Below are 21685 nucleotides of genomic sequence, written 5' to 3' on the forward strand. Positions count from 1 at the left end.
CTCCAATATGAGTCTTTTTATTTGTCGCAATATATTTTACAATTCATCATATATTAATTATTAATTCATTAATATGTCCCGCCCTCCTTAGGATACGCCACCTAACTATTTTTATATCTATACATTACAAAAATTGCTGCATAATATGTGCTACTTCAGATAAATGGAAACGTTTTGCCCTATCAGACCTCGCCACAAGAACTAATTGGCGGCAGCAAAGTTTCGATGCAAGAGGATAGAATTTAACCTTATCGTCATCCCCCTTGCTATTAAGAGTATTCGGCAAGAATGTGATACCATAATCATCTTCTACCAAGGACCGGCATGAATCTAACGTTTCAGAGCCAATGACGGCTTTTGGCACAAAGGACTCCGCTTGGCATAGACGGTTAACCAACATCCGCAATTTGAGACCTTCTCTTAGCAAAATAAACGGAAATGCTCCAAAAGGAGATATTTCTCGAATTCCATCACCGGTCATGAGCGAATCTGCAATGTCTATGGCCTTCTTATTTTCCACACTAATAGCCAATAAAATCTGCTCATCTAAAACGGGATAACTTTCAAGGTCCTGAGAATAAATCGGCGTTGGGAATAGCCCTACATCTACTAAGCCATCACAAATTTGCTGTTCCAAAAAGTGAGATTCTCCCTCTACAACATGGAACTCCCAAGAAGGCTCTATCTGTTGAAAGCTTTTCAGTGTTTTCCCAAGCATATGATGTCCATAGAATTGAGACAAGCCGATACGTACATGATAGGCTACATCTGTGCCTTGATTAATGATAGATTGCGTTAAAGCCTCCGCCTTTAAAACTAACGGCATACCCTCTTTTGCAATTTGTAACGCCGCAGCAGTTGGCACAACTTTTGTACGATCACGAACAAATAACGTAACCCCTAGCTCTGCTTCAATACGACGAATCCCCTGACTCAACGCGGGCTGAGAAATATATAATTTTTTAGATGCCTTTGAAAATGATGCCATCTCAACAATGGTACTAATATATTTAATGTCTTTTATGTCCATATACGAGTCCTTATTACTATGTACATATACAAGTCTTATAATAAAACATTATTTCTATTATAACTATATATTACTAAAATATACGTTACATATACATGGGGAAAAATAAAAAAATACCAAGAAATTTAGTGTCTTACAAACCTAAATTTCTTGGTATGTCTTATAAGTTAAACGAACTACATATAGGATGCGGTAAAATCGCATTCTATTACAGCCCCATTCTATTATAACCCTTTTTAATTTTTAGATTACATTAAAGATTTAAGTACATCCAATACTTCTTGAGGTAATTCGTTTTTATGACCTTTAAGTTTTTCTACATAATCATAACGGAACTCAAAAGCTTGGTGCAATTGGTGATGATACTCGCGCACTTCGAATGGAGGTTCAAAGCCAGGAACCTCTACATAGGAAAGGTTTTCGTATTCACAGAATGGTTTAAATTCTAATGTACCTTCTACTAAACGCTCTAACAAATCGAGAGTAACTTCTTTAGGAATTTTATTTTCCAAGAAGAAACCTGTGTTCATAATGTAGCATTCTACGCCACATTTGGAGAATAATTTTTTGTAGCTTTCATAATCACGAACCAATGGATATGTACGGAATGGATTTGCATATGGTTCGATAACAAGCGCATTTGGATCGACGTGAGCATCAAGTTTTTCTGCTGTAGAACGACGAGTCGCAAGGGTTGCACCCATTGTAGAAGCCAATACAGGATCGGAAATCTTAAGGATTGGTGGCAATGTTTTATCTTTCATAAGCCATACAATCGCATTAACAGGTTCACCTACGTAGTTTACGCGGTTATCTGTCCAGAATTGAGATTTAATAGCACGTCCATTGCTGTTTCGCACATCTTCGGCCAGTACAACCTTACGGCCATCCTCATCCATCGTTACACCTACATTTTGTAGCGTCAACAAGAATTCGTTAGCAGGATGTTCCACAGGATAATCTTGCATTTTGTCAAAGTACGTAGGTTCAAGAGCAATCGAACTCAAATCCTCAGTATTGATGATATATGCATCGTCATGTAAGATAGAAATATCATAACGACCATCATGTTTTTCATGAGTCAATGTGGATTTACCAGAACCGGACAAACCGAATACACCAATAGTGTAGGATTTACCATCTTCAAGGTTGTAACGTTTCATGCCACCGTGGCAAGCAACATAGTCGAAGCGATTTGCCAAGGACCACGCAAGTGTAAGCGTACCTTTTTTATGCTCCCCAAAGTAGCGCATACCAAGAATCATAGCACAGTTATGAGCAGGGTCGAAAATATCAAGACCGCCTGGATGACCTGGTACAACATAGTCAGGATCAGAGTAAATATAGATGTCGCCTTCTGGAATCTCTACACTGTCATTGTAGAATTCTTTTACAGCTGCATCAAAGAACTTAAAGTTCATGAGCCAAGAATACAAGATAGATGCGTGATCTTTTGGAATCATCAAATGAGCACGAGCTGTGAATTTTTTATCAAGACCAACGATAGATTCTGCAGAAATCCACTCTTTACTACGGCTATCATATACTGCATCACGTGCAATATTCGCGAGTTCAACTTCATCGATACCCTCGTCTCCAATAATACGACGAGCTTTAGCATAACGACCTGTAGTTTTACCATCATTTGTAACAAGGACCTTTGCATCAGCTGGCAAGCCTTGTTCTAATGGTTTAAATACCGGCATATCGAGGACGATAACACCTGGTTCTTCAGAGGCTAGTTGATACGCTTGTGCCACAGATGTTACAGGAGTTACATTGTTCCCATAGAATGCAGTTTCAATTGTACTGCGCATCATAGAAAATAATGGGTTTGTTTTGATTTCACTTTGCTTCCAAACGCGTCTTGTAGACATAGTATCTAGATCCTCACCTTTAAATATATTAGTAATTTCTCTTGTAAAAGTAATGTTGTACATGAAAACACTGCTAAGGCAAATACTTTCATTATTTTCTATTTTACCCTTTTCAATCAAATTTGTATACATAAAACAGATGATTTATAGGAAATTAATGTATGTTTATTTTGAATTAGTGCAACACATTTGTAATGTAATAAATTAATACCTAGCGGCATGAAACTATTAGTATTCAATAGAACACCTTAAAAACTAGACAGAGTTACAAAGTAACTAGTTATATGTACAAATCAACTAGTCAAATAGCAAAACGAAAAAGAGGCAAAGTCCTAAGCACTTGCCTCTTTCACGTTTAAAAGTACAACTATTTCTTATCTTTATTGATAAATGCATCGATTTTACTAATTAGATCATCTACCTCAAAATCGCCACGTTCTGCCATCATCTTAATTGTTGCCACCTTGGCCATTACTTTTACCATAGGTGTTTTTAATTTCTCAAATTTAGGATTTAAAGAAATCAAATGATCTACAATATCTGGACGATGTTTAATTAAATTAGACAATGTTGTTTTTGCATCGATGTGGAATCGACCATCTGCATCAGTTGTTAATGGTTCTTCTTCTACCTCTTCTGCTGCCTCTTGAGCCAAGGATTTTTCTTTACCACCATCGCCTACAAAATCAGTTTTATCCCAAGTCAACAATGTACGAGAGCCCTCAAGTTCACGGATATGAGTACAGTCTTGCATCATTTCCAATACGCCGCGGAATTTACCATTTTCATCGCGCACCGCTGTGTAGATAACATAGATGAACAAGCCTGGCTTATTAATCCAGAATTCCGCTTGGCTTTGTTCGCCAGAACGGAACTTCTCTACGATTTCCTCTACTATATGAACGGATTTTGCTGGGTGACAATTCTTCACCTCACGGCCGATAACGTTCGCACTGCGAGGGAAAATACGATGTGCCGTATCGCTGTAGAACTTAACTAGTTCATTTTCATCTACATAGGATAAATCTACTGGTAAATGACGGAACAACAAATTAATTTGCTCTAATGTCAATTTACCCGTTGCTACATCGAGGACTGCATCCTTACCAGCGGGCGCCCCACCAACAGGGCCTACATATTTAGATAGCAAGCCGGCTAAATCATTTAAGAATTCGTTAGATACAGCACCACCTTGAGCTGAATTATTACCATTCAATTGCGCCGCAGAATCATTAATACCTGGAACTACATATAAGCCTGGCGCATTGATGATAGCATAACCAATTTCATGGTCATTTTTACTCATTCGAACAAACTCTTCGTCACTCAACAATTTATAAGATGTTGGCAATAAGACTTCTAGTTCTTTAGAATTCAAATCCCGTAATTTTGCCAAAGTTTCTGGCACAGATGCTAGGAATTCTTCATATTTATCTTCCCGAAGCAATGCATAGGATGCAGAGATAGCATCGCGCACAGCATCATCAAAGGTCCACATAATGCGCGTTGGACGATCAAAGCCGTGGTCCTCAAGCATTGGATACAGTTGATTTTGCTTACGAGATAGATGAGTTCTCCACTCTGCTAAGGAATCAAAAACGCCGAGCCATGGATTTTTGATAAACTTCTCTTGCTTTAATAACTCATCCGCTTCTAGAGCTACCTTCTCAACAGCGTTAATTTCTTCCAAGTATGCCCACAACGGATGATTTTCAGGGTACTCATTTTCGGCACGTACCAAAACGCCATCAAATAATTCTAAGAGATCATCCATTTTCTCTAAAATTTCTTCGTCCTTGTAAACACCTTTCAAGCTTTGCTCTGCGTAAGCAAATTCATCAGGTGTACAAGTGCCTAATTTTTCTTTTAAAATGCGATTGCCCTCTTCTAAGGACAATTTACCATCTAAATAATCTTCTTTAATGGACACAATAATTCTGTAACGTTCATTGTTAATATCTAGTTTTTGTTTTAATGGATTCATATGCTTATACCTCCACGGGCTAATCTATAATTATATTTTTATTATACCATTTTGAAAGTAATTTTCAGTTGCCACAGATACAATTTTGATTTATTTTTAAAATTTACGAATCCAATGTTATAAAAATGAATAACCTTACTTTATTTTTTAGAATATTTTGGCATACAGAAACTGCACTTCAAAAATTGTGCCCAATTTTTGAAGTGCAGTTCTGTATGAATTCCTTTGATTAGTTTTTAAAATCAATATATTCAGTTTTAGAAGATGCTACAGGTTTACCATTGGAATCTGTGGCAGGGCTAAATCTCCATTTAGAAATAGTATCAACAATAGCCGCATCAAGAGCACTAGAGCCACTAGATGAGACAACTTCAACGTCCCCTACAGAACCATCTTCCTTGATGGTAAAACGTATATCCGCACCATGAGCTGCTTCACCATAGGCAGCGAGCAGTGCTCGGTCAATAGGTGGTGTAGCTATAGCTACTGGTGGATCGTATGGAGCTGCCAACACAGAAGCTACCATATTCATTACAAACAATGAGCTTAATATAATACAACGCAACACTTTATTCATCGTTTTCTCCTTATTTAGCTTTCACAGCTTGCTTAGGCAGAGTAATTGTCATCCCAATGATAGATTCATGTGCCTTTTGATCTGTGCCAATAGCAGGTGTGAATTTCCACTGTAAAATTGCTTTTTTTACTGCTTCGTCAACTGGAGCATAACCAGAAGAACGCTCTACGAAAACATTTTTAACATTACCTTTTTTATCAATCAAGAAGCGTACGCGCATATCAGGCGCTACCGTAGCAGTTTGAGGAATCTCAGGCAACTCTGGTTTTACAATAGTAACCTCTCTTGGAGATTCTAAAAACTTTGCCGCATCAGCTGTATAATCACCTAACATGCCAAAAGATGCAACAAGTACTGCTGCAGCAGCGTATCGGAATAATTTATTCATAAGAAGCCTCCTTATTAACCTTTTATCTATGCATAATATCATACTAAATAAAGATGAATATTAAAAGAATAAATTCTTATTGATAAAATTTCTCATTTATGATATATTGAATTCAAGATAACTGTTCGAACTCACATATCTAGTTGATATGACAAAAAACTACACAAAGGAGGTTCATCATGAGACGTAGAAAGCGTATTCAAATGAAGGTCATGATGGTACTTGGTATCGTTGCCCTCATTGGGCCTAGCCATCTACAAGCACTTATTCCCTAGATTATTTTGACCTTAGCAGAAGACCGTATAACTGCCACTAGCCGCTACGTTAGTAGCGGCTATTTTTCCGTTTAGATTCAGAGAGATATTTTCCTTCTTCAAATTATTTCATTATTAGAACAAAATATTTCCCTCAAACAAAGTCATTAATGTTTTTAAATTTAGTATCTATTAAAAAGGAGGCTTATTATGAAATTTAATCGAATTTTATTAGTCGTCGTATCATTAGCACTTATAATATTTGCCCTTGCAGGCTGCGGAAAAGACACAGCCCAAGATAGTCAGAAAAAACTTAATGTCGTAGCTACTACAACGATGTTAACGGATTTAGTAAAAGAAATCGGCGGTGATCATGTAACCGTACAAGGTCTCATGGGACCTGGTGTAGACCCTCATCTATATCAAGCTAGCGCAGGCGATGTAACCGCTATGTCTAAGGCAGATGTTGTAGTATACAACGGCATTCACTTGGAAGGTAAAATGGGTTCCATTTTCGATAATCTAACAAAGCAAAATAAAGCGACCATCCGCGTATCTGATGCCATTGATCCAGCTACATTGCTCGACTTTGACGAAGAAGATGGTGTAAAAACAAAAGACCCTCATATTTGGTTTGACGTTGCTAACTGGAAACTAGCAGCAAAAGCAGTATACGAAGGTCTTGCGAAAGCCGATCCGGCTCATAAAGAAGATTACAAAAAACGCTATGACGCATATCTTACTAAGTTAGATGAAACCGATGCGTACGTTAAAGCTCAAGCAGAATCTATTCCGAAAGAATCTCGCGTACTTGTAACAGCTCATGATGCATTCCAATACTTCGCTCGCGCGTACGGCTTTGAAGTAAAAGGTTTGCAAGGTGTAAGTACTGCTACAGAAGCAGGCACACAAGATGTGAATGAACTGGTTCAATATATCGTAGACCACAAAATTAAAGCGATTTTCGTAGAGTCTTCTGTACCACATAAAACAATTGAAGCCGTTCAAGAAGCAGCTAAGGCTAAAGGCTGGAATGTTGCCATCGGTGGCGAATTATATTCCGACTCTCTCGGCTCCGAAGGCACTGAAGGCGGTACATATATCGGTATGGTGAAAGCAAATATAGATACCATCGCTAAGGCATTAAAATAATATATACCATTTTTAAAACGAGGGTGACATAAAATTTATGTTCCCTATGTAAGTACATATGCTACTAGCAATTCACAGCTAGCAGCACTCATTAATACAAGGAGGTTTCCATGGAATGGGCCGTTGAAGTTGAAGATATGACCGTAGCATATACGACAAAACCCGTATTATGGGACGTAGATATGAAGGTACCCATCGGTTCCTTAGCGGCCATTGTCGGCCCTAATGGTGCCGGTAAGTCCACATTATTAAAGGCCATGCTCGGTCTACTAACAGTTATCTCAGGAAGTGTAAAATTTTATATCGATCACCACTTAGCGATGGACAAAAACGATTACAAGAAAATCGCCTACGTCCCTCAAAGTGGTAGCGTAGACTGGGACTTTCCCACTACCGTACTAGATGTAGTACTCATGGGTCGTTATGGTCATCTAGGTTGGTTCAAGCGACCTAGCAAAAAGGATAAGGAACTCGCCCTCTCCATGATTGAAAAAATGGGCATGAGCGACTATGTGGACAGACAAATTCGCCAGCTTTCAGGGGGACAACAACAACGCGTCTTCCTCGCAAGAGCTCTCGTCCAAGAGGCAGATATTTACCTCATGGACGAACCCTTCAAGGGCGTCGATAAAACCACAGAGCATGCTATTATTTCGCTTTTACAAGAAATGAAAGCTCGAGGCAAAACGGTTATCGTCGTCCACCACGACTTGAATACGGTGCCCCAATATTTCGATTGGGTAACGATGGTAAACAAACAAACTGTCGCCTATGGCCCCGTAGCAGATACATTTACGGACGAAGCTATTGAGCGCACCTACGGCAAGGGGAGGATTGTATGACCATACTCCAATCCTATACGACGCAAATGGTACTGCTCGGCACAGCTTTATTAGGCCTCGCTAGCGGTATCGCTGGTACCTTTGCGGTACTTCGCAAGGAAAGCCTCATCGGTGACGGCCTATCTCATGCGGCACTACCCGGTGTGGTCATTGCCTTCTTGCTGACGGGCATCAAGGACATCGAAGTTCTCATCACAGGTGCTGCCCTATCCTCTATCACTGCGGCTTGGCTCATTACCATCACCGTAGAAAACAGCAAAATCAAATTTGATGGCGCTTTAGCCACCATACTCTCCGCCTTCTTTGGGCTCGGTATGGTATTGCTCACCTATGTCCAAAGCTTAAACAATGCTGGTCAGGCGGGGCTTTCAAAATTCATATTTGGACAGGCAGCCACCATATTGGCGCGTGACGTGTACATCACATCTGCAGCGGCGCTCATTATCATAGTGTTAACCGCATTATTCTGGAAGGAGTTAAAGCTCATCTCCTTCGATGTGGAATACGCCAAAACACTACAAATTCCCGTCACTTTCACCCTTATTTTATATCGTTCACTATTGATCATGACCATTATCATCGGCATTCAATCGGTAGGGGCTATCTTGATTAGCTCCCTCCTCATTGCACCCGCCGTAGGGGCAAGACAGTGGACGAACAAACTGGGCACCATGTGTATATTAGCAGGATGTTTTGGCATGATATCTGCCATCGGCGGTACTATCTGGAGTACAGCGGTCCCCAAATTACCGACAGGTCCAGCTATCATCGTCATTTTATCGATTCTTGTATTGTTGAGTCTCATCTTTGCTCCTAACAGAGGTATGCTCTGGCAGTTCCGCAAAAATAGACGGTCAAAGCACGCATTATTGTTAGAAACCACAAGGGATCCCAAATCCAAGGCACAGCAAAGTATTTACGTAGCAGAGGACGCACAACCTCGCATAGGAGGTGCCCCATGACAGTTCATACAGAGATATTGCTCATTGCCATTGCGGTGTCCATCGCATGTGCCATCCCTGGTGTCTTCCTCGTATTGCGTCGCATGTCCATGATGGCCGATGCCATTACGCACACCGTATTCCTCGGCATCGTGCTCGCTTTCTTTATGACGGAAGATTTAAACTCTCCATTTCTACTCGTCGGGGCTACCTTAGTTGGTGTAGGCACCGTATGGCTTACAGAAATGATACACAATACGGGGCTTGTCAACGAAGATGCGTCTATCGGCATCATCTTCCCGCTTCTATTCTCTATCGCCATCATTCTAGTCAGCCTATACAGTGGTAACGCTCATCTCGATGTAGACACCGCATTACTCGGTGAAATAGCCTTTGCCCCCTTTGATCGATGGATTGTGAACGGCACAGACTTGGGGCCTATATCGCTATGGATTTCTCTAGGCGTGGCGCTCATCAATTTAATTTTAGTCATGCTGTTCTACAAGGAGTTGCAACTCTCCACCTTTGATCCGCTACTAGCGGGGCTCTTTGGCTTTATGCCAGCCCTCATCCACTATGTACTCATGACCATGGTATCCCTCACCGTTGTGGCCTCGTTCCAAGCGGTAGGCGCCATTCTCGTTATCGGCCTCATGATAGGGCCTGCGGTCATCGCTTATTTATGGACGGACTCTGTGAAAGCCATGCTCACTAGCAGTATCATCATCGGTATTATCTGTGCTGTCGTCGGTACAGAAGTCGCTTTCACCATGGACGTATCCATCGCGGGTTCCATTGCAACCACCATCGGTATCGCACTGATTATCGCTGTTATTGCAACACCGAAGACAGGCTATATTGCCACATACTGCCGTCAACGTCACTTACGTCGCCATTATCGGGAAACGATGATGCTATGCCATATTTATACTCATATGGATACGCCTATCGCGCACGTTGAAAACGGCATTGGTACCATTCATGAACATTTGAACTGGAGGCCTGACTATACACACCAAGCCGCTTCACAATTAAAGAAACAAGGCCTATTATATGTGACAAATGGACACTACGTGCTTACTGATAAGGGTATAGCACAGGTTAAAGAGATTATTTAAATACAATACCAATACTTTTCCCAACAAAAAGAAGCTGAAATCAATGCTGCTCTGCAAAGATTTCAGCCTCTTTTATTTTTAACTAATAGTCTTACATCCTATTAATAACTGGATTCACGTCAATGACTATCTATAACAAATAGTTCCAACACTATAATAGATCAGTGCAATCACAAAGAATCCTATTAATTAATAATTGCTTCTAATGGAATAACATGAGGTAACCCATTATCATCGATATAAATTCTTGTCTTAACACGGTATACATCTTCCATCATGGCTTCTGTAAAGATGTCTTTCGGTGCACCCTGAGCGTATACTCTACCCTCTTTAAGCACGATGATTTCATCTGCGAACATAGCCGCCAGATCAAGATGATGCAATGTTACGAGTGTTGTAAAATCATTTTCTTGAGTCAGATTTTTTAGCAATGTTAATAAGTCAAATTGCTTGTACAAATCTAAAGCACTTGTCGGTTCATCAAGAATTAAGATTTTAGGTTCTTTTACAAGGGCTTGCGCCATGAACACAAGTTGGCGTTGACCACCGCTGAGCTCCATGATGCTGCGCGATGCAAAGCACTGTAAATTCAACCGTTCCAATACCTCTTGTGTGGCTGCAATATCCTCATCACTTACGCGGAAGGACATGGAGCCCATGCGCCCTAGCATAACGACTTCAAAAACAGATAGATTGACTTTACAGTCATTATCTTGAGACAAATAGCTCACTGTACTACTAAAATCCTTTGTAGAATATTGAGATACAGGTTTACCATTAACGGAAATCTCGCCCTTGCCTTTCAAGATACCCATAATTGTTTTTAAAAGTGTAGATTTACCAGCACCGTTAGTACCAATGAGCGCAGTCAATTTACCTGTTTTAGCAGCAAAGTCAACGCCCTTTAAGATTTGTCCGTCTTCCGTAGAGGAATAACCAAAGGTTAGATTATGAACTTCAATCATTTGAAATAGCTCCTTTTCCTAGTTAATACCAACGAGAAGAAGAAAGGTACACCGATGATTGCTGTCACAATACCGATTGGGAACATCGCCCCAGGAACGAGCATCTTACTCGCAATAGATGCGAGAGATAAAATCACCATGCCACATACTGCAGATAGTGGTAAGAAATACCGTTGATCCTCACCCACAAGCATACGTGCAATATGTGGTCCTACAATACCGATAAAACCAATGGTTCCAACGAAAGAAACAGCAACGGCGGTAATGATGGAGATGAAAGCAAACACTTTTACCCGTAAACTTTCAACATTAACACCAAGACCAGAAGCCTTTTCATCGCCTAATTTTAATGCTGTTAAACGCCAAGATTCACGCATCATAAGCGGAAGCATGATTGCTAGCACGATAAGAACAATAGAGATGTTCACCCAATTCGCCTTAGCTAAACTCCCCATCGTCCAGAACACGATGTTTTGAAGGGCCTCAGGAGATGCCATATATTGCATCAAGGATTGAAGCGCTTGGAACAAGAACATCATGCCGATACCAGCGAGAATCATCGTTTCAGAGGAGAAGTTCTTAATCTTATTGATGGAATAGATAAAGAAACTCGTCAAACTAGCGAATACAAAGGCGCCGAATGGAACCATAAAGACACCTAAAAACTCTAATGCACTAGCGCCAACAACAACCATGAGAGATGCACCGAAGCCAGCCCCTGCGGATATACCAAGTGTATATGGGCTAGATAACGGGTTATCAAGGATAGTCTGCATGCCAGCACCAGCAATGCCCAAGGAAGCACCTACAAGCAATGCCATAATGGCCGTCGGAAGACGAATCGACCAAATGATAACATATGCGTTTTTGGAAACCTCTGCTGGGTCTGTTAATGCGAGCCATACATCACTTAACGTAAGTGATGCAGGACCTACAATAATATCGGTAACAAAACTTACCGCACAAATGATCAGACCAATGATAATAAACATGAGCTTTTTATAGCTCTGTTTCTTATAATCGTACTGATTGTTAGTTTCTGTCACTACGAAAAACTCCTTTTTAGTTCAAATGCATAAACCAAACGCCACCGTAAGAGAATGGAAGGAATTTATCATAGAATTCCTTAAGTGTGCCTTCAGGATCTACATCCTTGAATTCCTCAGGATAGAATGTTTTAGCTAAGTATTCGAATACTGCAACGTCATATACTTCACGAGGTAAACCATGGTGAGTAGAGAATACGTTTTTAGATTGAACGGCTTTCAATTCAGGCCAGCCTTGACGTTCTGTGGTGAAAGCTTTCAATAACTCTTGAGATTTTGCTTCATTTGTATCAAAGCCTAAACGCATGGATGTAGGTTTCTTAGGCCAATAAGAACCGATGATCATGATGATATCTGGATTTCTTTCCAAAATAAATTCTGGGTTAACAGGACCTGCTTTTTGAACTACATCTTTTGTAATAAGGTCGCCACCAACTTGCGTTGCCAATGCGCCCCATGCTACGTTTCCACTATACGCAAAACCTAAACCTTCTGGACCTTCGTTACCTGTTTCAATGTAAACAGTTGGTTTTGGTTTATTAATTTTGCTAATGCGGTCCATAACTCTTGTTAAACGGTCAGTATAGAACTTGTTGATTTCTGCTGCACGCTCCTCTTTACCCAATGCTTTACCGATAGCTTCGATAGATTTTTGGTGATTTTCAAGCTTTTCCGCATGATAATCGATATAGATAGTAGGGATGCCAGCTGCATCAATTTTAGGTTTGTAATCAGCTTCATATTGATCTTTGAAATATAAAGGCATGAAAATAACATCTGGGTTTAAGGAAATTACTTTTTCCACATCAAATGTTTTATCATTTACGTTACCAATGAGAGGAATTTTTTCCAACTCTGGCACTTCAGATTTGTAGCGATCCCACATATCTGTACGCAATTTGCTTAAATAAGGGTCAATACCAACAATAGTCTTAGCCACATCTTTGCCTTGCAACGCAGCCATAGTCAAGAACGCACCACCAGAAGCACTCAATTGAACTACTACGCGTTCTGCTGGTTTTTTCAACGTAACCTTTTGACCAGTTACGTCTGTAATCTCAATTTGTTTGCCAGATTGTGCCGCATCCTTTTTCGTATCTGCTGGACCACCACAAGCTGTCATAATCATGCTCACAACTAGCAGGAGCACCGTGGCAAGATAAGCCATAAATTTCTTTTTCTTAACCATAAAAGCACCTCATATCTAAAACACAATAATTTCAAATGATAACATCAGAAAATAACTTTCAAAACCTCGGTCAATCAACCCCTATCGACACAACACAAAATCCTAGTTCATATGCATAAACCAGATACCACTATAAGAGTATGGCAAGAATTTGTCATAGAACTCTTTAAGTGTAGCTTCTGGATCAACATCCTTAAACTCTTCAGGATAGAATGTTTTTGCTAAATATTCGAATACCGCTGCATCAAATACTTCGCGAGGAAGGCCATGATGCGCGGAATAAACTTGTTTATTTTCAACGGCTTTCAAATCACTCCAACCTTGACGCTCTGTGGTGAACGCCTTCAACAACTCTTGAGATGAAGCTTCGGTTGCTTCAAAACCTAAACGCATAGAGGTTGGTTTCTTAGGCCAGTAAGAACCCATGATCATGATGATATCTGGATTTTTTTCAAGTATAAACTCTGGATTAATAGGAGACGTTTTCTTAATAACATCCTTGGTAATGACATCAGCACCAGCCATGGTAGCTAATGCCCCCCAAGAGTAATTGCTACTAAAGGAATTACCAAATTCTTCCGGACCATTCATACCAACTTCAAGGTAAACAGTTGGTTTTGGTTTGTTAATTTTACTAACACGGTCGAGAACTCTTGTCACACGATCTGTATAGAACTTGCTAATTTCTGCAGCTCGTTCTTCTTTACCTAAAGCCTTGCCGATGGCTTCGATGGATTTTTGATGACTTTCAAGTTTTTCAGCATGGTAGTCGATATAAATCGTTTGTACACCTGCTGCATCTAGTTTTGGTTTAGCATCGGATTCATATTGTTCTTTCAAGTCAACAGGAATGAAAATAACATCTGGGTTCAAGGAAATAACTTGCTCCACGTTAAATGTTTTATCCCCGATGGTACCTACTACTGGAATAGTAGCTAACTCGGGCATTTCAGCAGTAAAGTGCTTCCACATATCCGCTCTGTAATCCTGCAAAGAGGTATCCATGCCAGCAATAACCTTCGGCGTATCCTTGCCCATAAGTGCAGAAATCGTAAAGAATGGACCACCAGCACCACTCCACTGTAAGACAACTCGCTCTGCTGGCTTTTTCAGTGTTACCGTACGTCCTGTTACGTCAGTAATCTCAATAGGCTTGCTATTTTGCGCCATATCTTTCTTTGTCTCACTAGGACCTCCACATGCAGCGATGAACATACTAACAATTAGGAGAAAAACCGTAGCTAAATACGCCATAAACTTCTTTTGTTTGAACATAAGTACCTCTCTTCTCTCAACTAAAACTATCACTATAAGTGCACATAAAAAGCCCGTCTCCCCACGAAGAGGAAACGGGCTGTCATCTCAGTTAGACTAACTACCACGCCTAATAAGCTAGCATATAGTATGAGCTTTCAACTATGCATAGCTAGTATAAATCCATCTATATCAATCCCCATCCCTGTCTCTCGCAGGTCAATCGGCAATTGTTAATTAGGCAGTTCTCCTGGCTCCAGTTTAACGTTACTTTGCGCCTTCCCAAAAAACTTCAGTGACTGAGAGCATTTCACCCTCTATGCAAAGTACCTCGCTGTTACAGTGGCGTGACCGCTTTGGCTTGTACCAAATTCTCTATTAAGTCAATAGACACCTAACCCAATCATATGTGATTTTTCTCATCGTAGCATGAGGGATATACCATGTCAATAAACACATAGGGGTACTGCTATAGTCTAATCCGCATTTGATACCATTTAGCATCGCCATGATCAGACTCTGATTCACCTTCATTTACAAAGCCAAACTTGGCATAATAGGGAATCTTTTCCGCCTTACAAGTTAAAATAACGCCCTTTCTCATTTCTTCTCTTGCCAGCTCTATGAAAGCCTCAATCAGTCTGCCGCCTACGCCACGGTTCCGATACTCAGGCATTGTATTTAGACCAAATATCATCTGCCAAGCTCCGTTTGAATTATGCAAGGAAGCATCTGCAAACATCTCATCCGTTAAGATTTCATCATCAGACACAAAACCATCGATAAAACCAATAGGTGTGTCTCCATCAAAGGCAATCAAAAAATGATCTGCGTAATACTTTAACCGTTCCTTAAAAGCCTTACGAGGCGCGGCCTCTGCCGGAGGGAAACAAGTTGCTTCGATATGTGTCACTAAATCTAAATCATCGATTGTCGCTTTTCGTATTAACATATTATGTCCTTCTTTATGTACTTATATATTTATTTCTCCGTATACTTAGGCACATTGCGATACTGCATTGGTAAAGAATTCTCTTTTACCTTAAATCCATGTTTCTCGTAAAAGGTCGCATTCTTGCTGTCGCCAATCATAACATTAATGTACAAATACGACTTGTAAGCATCTTTCACCATTTCTAATAAATGGCCTGCAATACCTTGACCTTGATAATCAGGATGAACCAGCACATAATTTATGAAGCACACAAGCTCGCTATCATCCATGACTCGAATGAGCCCTACTAAACGATTACCGTCCCAAGCAGAAATCACGCGCGATGAATTCATTAGTGCCTTGTGCAATCTATCAGGATACTTGCCCACCACCCAACGAACAGATAAAAACAGTTCTGCTACCTGCTGAGGGGTAAAGTTTCTTTCTTCGGTATAGGTAATCGCCCTATCGCCCTTAACGATATTAATCATGCTACTGCCTTTTCTAATCCATTTATCAACTATATCTTAGGTGTGTGACACAACTTCCTTAGGATTCCACCAAATTATAGCAGACCGAGAGGAAATCAAACATTTATTGTCCTTAGATTTTGCTATGATTTCTTTTTTGATTTGTTCCTCTGCTGCTGGCGTTAAATCTCCATAGTACTGTTCGTATATGATCTTTCGGCACTCGATTTCGTCATCTACAGTGCGTTCACATCTGTAATCAATGACACTTACATTAGGTGATCGCCCTTGTGAAAGTAACATATTATACAGAATTTGAAACTCTTGTACATCAGATTTACTAGCTTCCCGAGGATTCTTCCAATCGGGAATGCCTGCTACGATGGCACAATAGCCTTTAGAATATTGTTCCATTTGTAAAAGCCGAGGCCACACATCAGGGAACATCCAAAGCACAAGAGATATGGTTACCAGATCAAATTGAAAATCTGGAGAGCCATCTTGGGGTAAGTCCTGCACCAATTCTTCAATGATGTTAATGTTCTCAACGTTTAATTCTTTGGCATTTTCTTTAAGGACTGCAACCATGCCCTTTGACGGCTCAATAGCAGTAACAGATTTAATATGTTGAGCAAAAGGAATTGTGAAAGAACCTGGCCCAGCACCTATGTCTAACATACTAGAATCAGGTGTTAAGACTCTACTTAAAGCAGCATACACTTTCCGTCCAAAGTCGTAGTCATTGCTTTTACGCATAAGAGAAAAATCATTGGCCCGCTTGTCCCAATACTCTAATAATGGATTCGCCCGAATCCCTTTCTCACGATCATAATAACTTTGTTTCCACATTTCATTCCAGAACGAAAAATCTGTAACTTGCGGTGCCATACGAAACCTCCTGACTTAATCTAAATTCCTCATTTCTCGGATAAACTCTTCTGCCTCTTGCAGGTTCTTAGGGAACTCAAAATAAATACATTGCTCATGTCCACAATAAGGATTTCGGAAGTCATAGCCGCTCAACAACAAATACTCGATGATTTTCCATTCTTTATCATTAGATTTTTTAGGAGCCTTGAACTTCTCGTTCACAAAGTACATTTTACCTTTACAGGTAGGGCAGGTTTTATTTCTGTTAAACAACTCGTAGTTTGTACCCTCCGACAAGGAGATCCGACAATTTACACATACATTTTTATAGCCCATAACTATTTACTCCCATATGGTTTATGTTGAAAGATTTCTTTTACAATCCCTTCACCAACAATATTTCCGCGTTCCATTATAAAGAACTCAGTACCTGCTTGTAGAGCTGAATAATCTATGGTTTCATATACTGGTAAAGCGTTAGCTTGAATAGGTTTATCAAAGATAACATCTTCACCATCAATAAAATTGATACCAAGATATTCCTCAGTACCTTTTATAACAAAATGAGGATAGTATATTCCATTATTTAAATTCGGTGGAGTTCTCCTCTTCTTGCTGAAGAATGTAACTGTACAGCCAATAGTAAAATCTAAATTACTCATTTCGGGCCTCATTCAACTACATATACCATATCACCTTTATAGTATATCCGATAAAAAACTAAATTGCTCTATGTTAAGATTATCTAATCAATCTAGAACCTTTTTAAAAATTTTCTTATCTTATAAAACTACATTATATATTTTAACCAAAAAGACTTTTATAAAGCCCTTTAATTTCTCGTGCGTATTTCACTGCACCAGGAAGATGCATTCGTTTATAGTAATCTCCTAATATTTCTGTATGATTTTTCAAAATATCAAATTCAATCATATACATAGCAATACTCGTTATAGAATATTTTCCTATCTCAAGTATAGTTGATTTATCTTCTATATCTAATTCCTCGCCTTTTGGAAATTCACCATCAGAATATTCTTCCCAAGTTTCATCACTGTATTGCCAAAAGGCTTTACTCCAAAGAATCAGTTCTTTACGATTATATTCTATTAATTGCTCGAAAAACTGCACTAACTCTTTCTCAGAATATAACTTGCAATTAAACCCTTCTAATAAGAATTGCCTTTGATTCAATCGATTTCTTAGTTCTTGAATTTCTATACTTTGTAGTTCTTTATTAAAGTTATCAGGTCCTAATTCCTCTATAATATCTAAATATATAGGGCTATCTAAAAATTCTTTTAAAGTTTTCATATTCTTACGTCCTTACAGAATTAACACCTTCCATAATAAAGAACTCCGTACCTGCTTTTAGAACAAAATAATTTACAATTTCAAAAACTAACAACATATTACCTCATATTTGTTTATCAAAGATGACATCTTTACTACCATAAGATTTATACCAAGACTCAGTACCTTTTATAACAAAATGAGGATAGTACATTCCATTATTTAAATTAGGTGGAGTTCTTCTTTTCTTGCTGAAGAAAGTAACTGTACAGCAAATAGTAAAATTTAAATTACTCATTTCGGGCCTCATTCAACTACATATACCATATCACCTTTAAAGTATATGTTCATTATACAATGTACGGGATTCCCTTCGGTCCATAACCAACCCTGGAATACAGCGTGTCCCCAATTATAGGTCTCCGTAATGACCTCAAATTCACTTTCACTATAATCCTGTTGATACTGAGGTAACTCAATTCTTTTACCTGTGAAAGTATCTAGAATTGTATTATTAAAGACGAGAATTTCAAAAAAATCAATATCGCACGTCTCAAATACAACTTGAGCCTTATGAGTCTGTTCAATACCGTTTTCGTAAGAAAAAATGTAATCAAATGTAAGGATCAAATTATCATCTGCATATTCTATTTTCTGTACCCTTGCATCATGGAGAGAATATTTTGGATACTCGCCAAAAGATTTTGTTATATTCATATATTCTAAAAACTGTAAGCAAAATAATAAATATATCTAATGTTATTCTATTTATCCACTATTAAAAATAGTGAGATAATATAAAATATCATCCCACTATAAAAATTCTTAATGTCAAAATCTTTACTATGACAAAAGATTTTTGTTAAATAAAATCAAAATATTATATCAACATTCTAGGCTACTTTAATCCATATCTGAAAAAAGACTAGACTGTTCAACTTTAGAATTATCTAATTGATATACAACTTTTTTAAAACTATCCTTATCTTTCAAAGCTTCATCAAGCAAATTTTGTCTTCTAAGAGAAACATATATTGCCGCTGCTTCCGCTTGACAATTCAATGATTTTTTAGGATTAAATTCAATATCTGTAAAAGCATCAAATTCCATTAATTTATCACCTAAGTCTTTGTACAAATTCAATGTATTTATATATAGCCAATTATAAAAGAAGGTTTTAGGTTCTGTTTCAAAATCTCTACCATCAAATTTAAATCCTACTATACTCCCACTATTTCTTATACGTTGATCTTTCTTTGATATTCTAGAGTCCACATATAACAAATCAGTATATGGGCCACCATTCTCAAATACTTTACTAGCCTGAAATGCTGATTCTACAGAAATCGCTTTTCCTTTATTAGTTATTATTTTTAAATTAAAAGCACTAAGTTTTATCCCTAGTTCATTATCAGATTTGCTTGAAATCTCTAAAATTTTATGCGCATTAAATCTTTTTAAGTACGCCTCATGAAGACTATCTATGCTTTTTTGTTTTTGTTTAACAGAAAACCCATTAAAATACTTAAACTGTATGTCTTCTTTTTTAAAAAAGAGTTTATCAAAAGACACCATGTAAACAGGTCTGATTGCCATTTAAACACGCCTCACACTGCCAACTACTATAATCTTTACGCCATTTGAAGATACTGCTATCAGTACTAAATGAAAAAGTATCCGGCAATAGTTTTCTATATTTTTCAGTTAGTATCTCCTTATCAAAAATTACAGCATTAATATATCCACAAGGAATAGTATCAAACACTAAAACTTCTGCTTGAGGATTTGTAGGATAAGATTCGGGTATATTTAAACTTTCACGTCTTGGATACCCATTTCTATCTTGAAATAATTCAAGAAAAGCTTCTTCGCCAGTTCTTTCTTCAATAGGAATACTGCAGCTAGCTGCATCAGCAGCGTTAGTCCAAGAATATGCACAGCAAAATTCAACCAAAACATCTGGATCTATTTTCAATACTGCCCAATTATAATCTGGGTGCTTACACCTTAAACTATAAAACATCCTATAATTAGGGAACTCTATAGACATTGATACTGAATTGGGGAATCCATCACGTCTATACTCATCATTATAATTAAAAGAAATCCCCCTGTTAGTTAACTCTGAACGTGGAACAAGCCCATTCGTATATATACTATTTAGATTATCAACATTAGTAAAATGATAAAGATTTCTAATACCCTTTTCCTCTATAAGACTTCGCATAAGTTCTCTCCCCAAAATTTACATATTTTATATCAATACCATAAGTAGAAATAAATTCTATTCTTTTATCTACTTGATTAGCTCGGTTTACTTGTATTGAAATATAAATAATCCTGTAAGAATAGTATACTGATTTTTGCTATTCATCATCCAACTCGTTTTCAATAAAACTCCTTACATTTATCAGTACTTTGTTTGCTAATTCTTTTTTTTTAAGATGAATTGTAAAATGTATTGCGACAAATAAAAAGACTCATATTGGAGATCTCGTGTAAAATGTAAATAACCACAAATACATGACACGGAGGTCTCTAATATGAGCTATATACATCTTACCATAGAAAAACGAAGTCAAATAGAAGTTTTAAGAAAAGAAAGGTACTCTGTTCGTAGAATCGCTAGTTTAATCGGTGTCCATCATTCTACTGTAGCAAGAGAATTAAATCGTGTTGAAGGTGAATACTCTGCGATTAAAGCACAGCAGTTAGCAATTAGTAAGTCTGCTAATAAAGGCAGACCAACAAAGTTAACACCTCAATTAGCGGCTTTAATTGAATCCAGGTTACAACAAACTTGGTCTCCAGAAGAAGTAATTGGTTCTAAATTAGTTGGTGTTCTAAGCTTTAAGACCATATATTCTTAGATCCATCGTGGTTTTCTTGCTGTAACAGAAAAAGTACTTCGCCAGAAAGGAAAAAAGCCCGGCACACAGGAAACCCGTGGACGCTTCAATGTTAAAAGGACCATTAAAGAGCGACCTCAAGAAGTTGAAAACCGTGAGGTTTTTGGTCATTGGGAACTAGATACAATGGTTTCTTTCAGAGGTCAAAGTAAAGGTTGTTTAGCTACATTTGTTGAACGTAAAACTCGATTCTATGTAGCAATAAAAATGGATGATCGAACTAAGGACTCTATGTTTTTAGCTATTAGTTCCCTATACAACACATTAACAAGTAAATTACTTAAAACCTTTACAGTTGACCGCGGTAAAGAATTTGCGTGCTTTGAACAGGTTGAAACCGAGTTTGGGATACCGATGTATTTTGCTGATACCTATGCAGCATGGCAACGTGGCTCTAATGAAAATAGTAATGGTTTACTTCGAGAGTTTTTTCCTAAGAAAACCGATTTAGCTAAAGTAACACTAGATAAACTAACAGAAGCACTAATGTTGATTAATAATCGACCTAGGAAATGCCTTGGATTTAAAACACCATTTGACATGTTTAAACATGAGATTAGAAAATTAATTTAATTTTGTCGCATTACTTATT

Annotated in this window: 22 protein-coding genes, 1 pseudogene and 1 riboswitch; of the genes and pseudogenes, 5 read left to right on the forward strand and 18 right to left on the reverse strand. The window is 38.3% G+C overall.

Translation table 11 applies throughout. The annotated features are described in order from the left end of the window. Positions 1 to 124 precede the first annotated feature (124 nt). The 5 genes from DW000_RS07255 to DW000_RS07275 all read right to left on the reverse strand — a co-directional run bounded on the left by DW000_RS07255 (position 125) and on the right by DW000_RS07275 (position 5856). A complete protein-coding gene (locus DW000_RS07255; protein WP_120055764.1) occupies positions 125 to 1030 on the reverse strand; it encodes a LysR family transcriptional regulator in 906 nt (301 codons plus the stop codon). Positions 1031 to 1278: 248 nt separating this feature from the next. Further along, positions 1279 to 2907, reverse strand: a complete 1629-nt coding sequence (locus DW000_RS07260) for a phosphoenolpyruvate carboxykinase (ATP) (protein WP_120055766.1) — start codon at positions 2905 to 2907, stop codon at positions 1279 to 1281. A gap of 367 nt (positions 2908 to 3274) precedes the next feature. Beyond that, positions 3275 to 4891 (reverse strand): PAS domain-containing protein, encoded by a 1617-nt coding sequence (locus DW000_RS07265; protein WP_120055768.1) that lies wholly within the window; start codon positions 4889 to 4891, stop codon positions 3275 to 3277. Between the two features lie 229 nt (positions 4892 to 5120). Next, positions 5121 to 5468: a TonB family protein gene (locus DW000_RS07270; protein ID WP_120055770.1), complete on the reverse strand. Its 348-nt coding sequence runs from the start codon at positions 5466 to 5468 to the stop codon at positions 5121 to 5123. Between the two features lie 10 nt (positions 5469 to 5478). Beyond that, entirely contained in the window at positions 5479 to 5856 is a 378-nt protein-coding gene (locus DW000_RS07275) for an energy transducer TonB (protein WP_120055772.1), read from the reverse strand. 464 nt (positions 5857 to 6320) lie between these two features. Here DW000_RS07275 and DW000_RS07280 point away from each other — a divergent pair, with 464 nt between their 5' ends. From DW000_RS07280 to DW000_RS07295, 4 genes are all read left to right on the forward strand, one after another. Further along, complete coding sequence (locus DW000_RS07280; protein WP_120055774.1) at positions 6321 to 7262, forward strand: zinc ABC transporter substrate-binding protein; 942 nt, start codon at positions 6321 to 6323, stop codon at positions 7260 to 7262. A gap of 110 nt (positions 7263 to 7372) precedes the next feature. After that, complete coding sequence (locus DW000_RS07285; RefSeq protein WP_004697906.1) at positions 7373 to 8104, forward strand: metal ABC transporter ATP-binding protein; 732 nt, start codon at positions 7373 to 7375, stop codon at positions 8102 to 8104. After that, positions 8101 to 9066, forward strand: coding sequence for a metal ABC transporter permease (locus DW000_RS07290; RefSeq protein WP_120055776.1), 966 nt, complete (start codon positions 8101 to 8103; stop codon positions 9064 to 9066). The genes DW000_RS07285 and DW000_RS07290 overlap by 4 nt, the downstream gene beginning before the upstream one ends. Further along, positions 9063 to 10163, forward strand: coding sequence for a metal ABC transporter permease (locus tag DW000_RS07295; RefSeq protein ID WP_120055778.1), 1101 nt, complete (start codon positions 9063 to 9065; stop codon positions 10161 to 10163). Before DW000_RS07290 ends, DW000_RS07295 begins: the two co-directional genes overlap by 4 nt. A gap of 185 nt (positions 10164 to 10348) precedes the next feature. Here DW000_RS07295 and DW000_RS07300 read toward each other — a convergent pair whose 3' ends face one another. From DW000_RS07300 to DW000_RS07365, 13 genes are all read right to left on the reverse strand, one after another. Beyond that, positions 10349 to 11128, reverse strand: coding sequence for an ABC transporter ATP-binding protein (locus tag DW000_RS07300; protein ID WP_120055780.1), 780 nt, complete (start codon positions 11126 to 11128; stop codon positions 10349 to 10351). Continuing rightward, complete coding sequence (locus tag DW000_RS07305) at positions 11125 to 12174, reverse strand: iron ABC transporter permease (RefSeq protein WP_118091070.1); 1050 nt, start codon at positions 12172 to 12174, stop codon at positions 11125 to 11127. The genes DW000_RS07300 and DW000_RS07305 overlap by 4 nt, the downstream gene beginning before the upstream one ends. A gap of 16 nt (positions 12175 to 12190) precedes the next feature. Beyond that, on the reverse strand, positions 12191 to 13363 hold the full coding sequence (locus DW000_RS07310; protein ID WP_120055782.1) for an ABC transporter substrate-binding protein: 1173 nt from the start codon (positions 13361 to 13363) through the stop codon (positions 12191 to 12193). 102 nt (positions 13364 to 13465) lie between these two features. Then, entirely contained in the window at positions 13466 to 14638 is a 1173-nt protein-coding gene (locus DW000_RS07315) for an ABC transporter substrate-binding protein (protein WP_120055784.1), read from the reverse strand. Between the two features lie 201 nt (positions 14639 to 14839). Then, positions 14840 to 15030: riboswitch (cobalamin riboswitch) on the reverse strand. A 56-nt stretch (positions 15031 to 15086) separates the two neighbouring features. Beyond that, entirely contained in the window at positions 15087 to 15569 is a 483-nt protein-coding gene (locus DW000_RS07320) for a GNAT family N-acetyltransferase (RefSeq protein WP_120055786.1), read from the reverse strand. A 29-nt stretch (positions 15570 to 15598) separates the two neighbouring features. After that, positions 15599 to 16042, reverse strand: coding sequence for a GNAT family N-acetyltransferase (locus DW000_RS07325; RefSeq protein ID WP_120055788.1), 444 nt, complete (start codon positions 16040 to 16042; stop codon positions 15599 to 15601). 36 nt (positions 16043 to 16078) lie between these two features. Beyond that, positions 16079 to 16909: a class I SAM-dependent methyltransferase gene (locus tag DW000_RS07330; RefSeq protein WP_120055790.1), complete on the reverse strand. Its 831-nt coding sequence runs from the start codon at positions 16907 to 16909 to the stop codon at positions 16079 to 16081. A gap of 15 nt (positions 16910 to 16924) precedes the next feature. Then, positions 16925 to 17227: a hypothetical protein gene (locus tag DW000_RS07335; RefSeq protein WP_077707997.1), complete on the reverse strand. Its 303-nt coding sequence runs from the start codon at positions 17225 to 17227 to the stop codon at positions 16925 to 16927. A gap of 2 nt (positions 17228 to 17229) precedes the next feature. Then, positions 17230 to 17553 (reverse strand): hypothetical protein, encoded by a 324-nt coding sequence (locus DW000_RS07340; protein WP_120055792.1) that lies wholly within the window; start codon positions 17551 to 17553, stop codon positions 17230 to 17232. Between the two features lie 142 nt (positions 17554 to 17695). Next, positions 17696 to 18205 carry a hypothetical protein gene (locus DW000_RS07345; protein ID WP_120055794.1) on the reverse strand — a complete coding sequence of 170 codons (510 nt, stop codon included), beginning with the start codon at positions 18203 to 18205 and terminating at the stop codon, positions 17696 to 17698. A gap of 285 nt (positions 18206 to 18490) precedes the next feature. Next, positions 18491 to 18901: a hypothetical protein gene (locus DW000_RS07355; protein ID WP_120055796.1), complete on the reverse strand. Its 411-nt coding sequence runs from the start codon at positions 18899 to 18901 to the stop codon at positions 18491 to 18493. A gap of 186 nt (positions 18902 to 19087) precedes the next feature. Continuing rightward, positions 19088 to 19780: a hypothetical protein gene (locus DW000_RS07360; RefSeq protein WP_120055798.1), complete on the reverse strand. Its 693-nt coding sequence runs from the start codon at positions 19778 to 19780 to the stop codon at positions 19088 to 19090. Next, positions 19746 to 20411: a DarT ssDNA thymidine ADP-ribosyltransferase family protein gene (locus tag DW000_RS07365; protein ID WP_120055800.1), complete on the reverse strand. Its 666-nt coding sequence runs from the start codon at positions 20409 to 20411 to the stop codon at positions 19746 to 19748. The genes DW000_RS07360 and DW000_RS07365 overlap by 35 nt, the downstream gene beginning before the upstream one ends. A gap of 316 nt (positions 20412 to 20727) precedes the next feature. Between DW000_RS07365 and DW000_RS07370 the strand changes: the two are divergent. After that, positions 20728 to 21666: pseudogene (locus DW000_RS07370) on the forward strand (IS30 family transposase). The last annotated feature ends 19 nt before the right edge of the window (positions 21667 to 21685 follow it).

The sequence above is a fragment of the Veillonella sp. AF36-20BH genome (assembly GCF_003602765.1).
Taxonomy (GTDB): Bacteria; Bacillota; Negativicutes; order Veillonellales; family Veillonellaceae; genus Veillonella; species Veillonella hominis.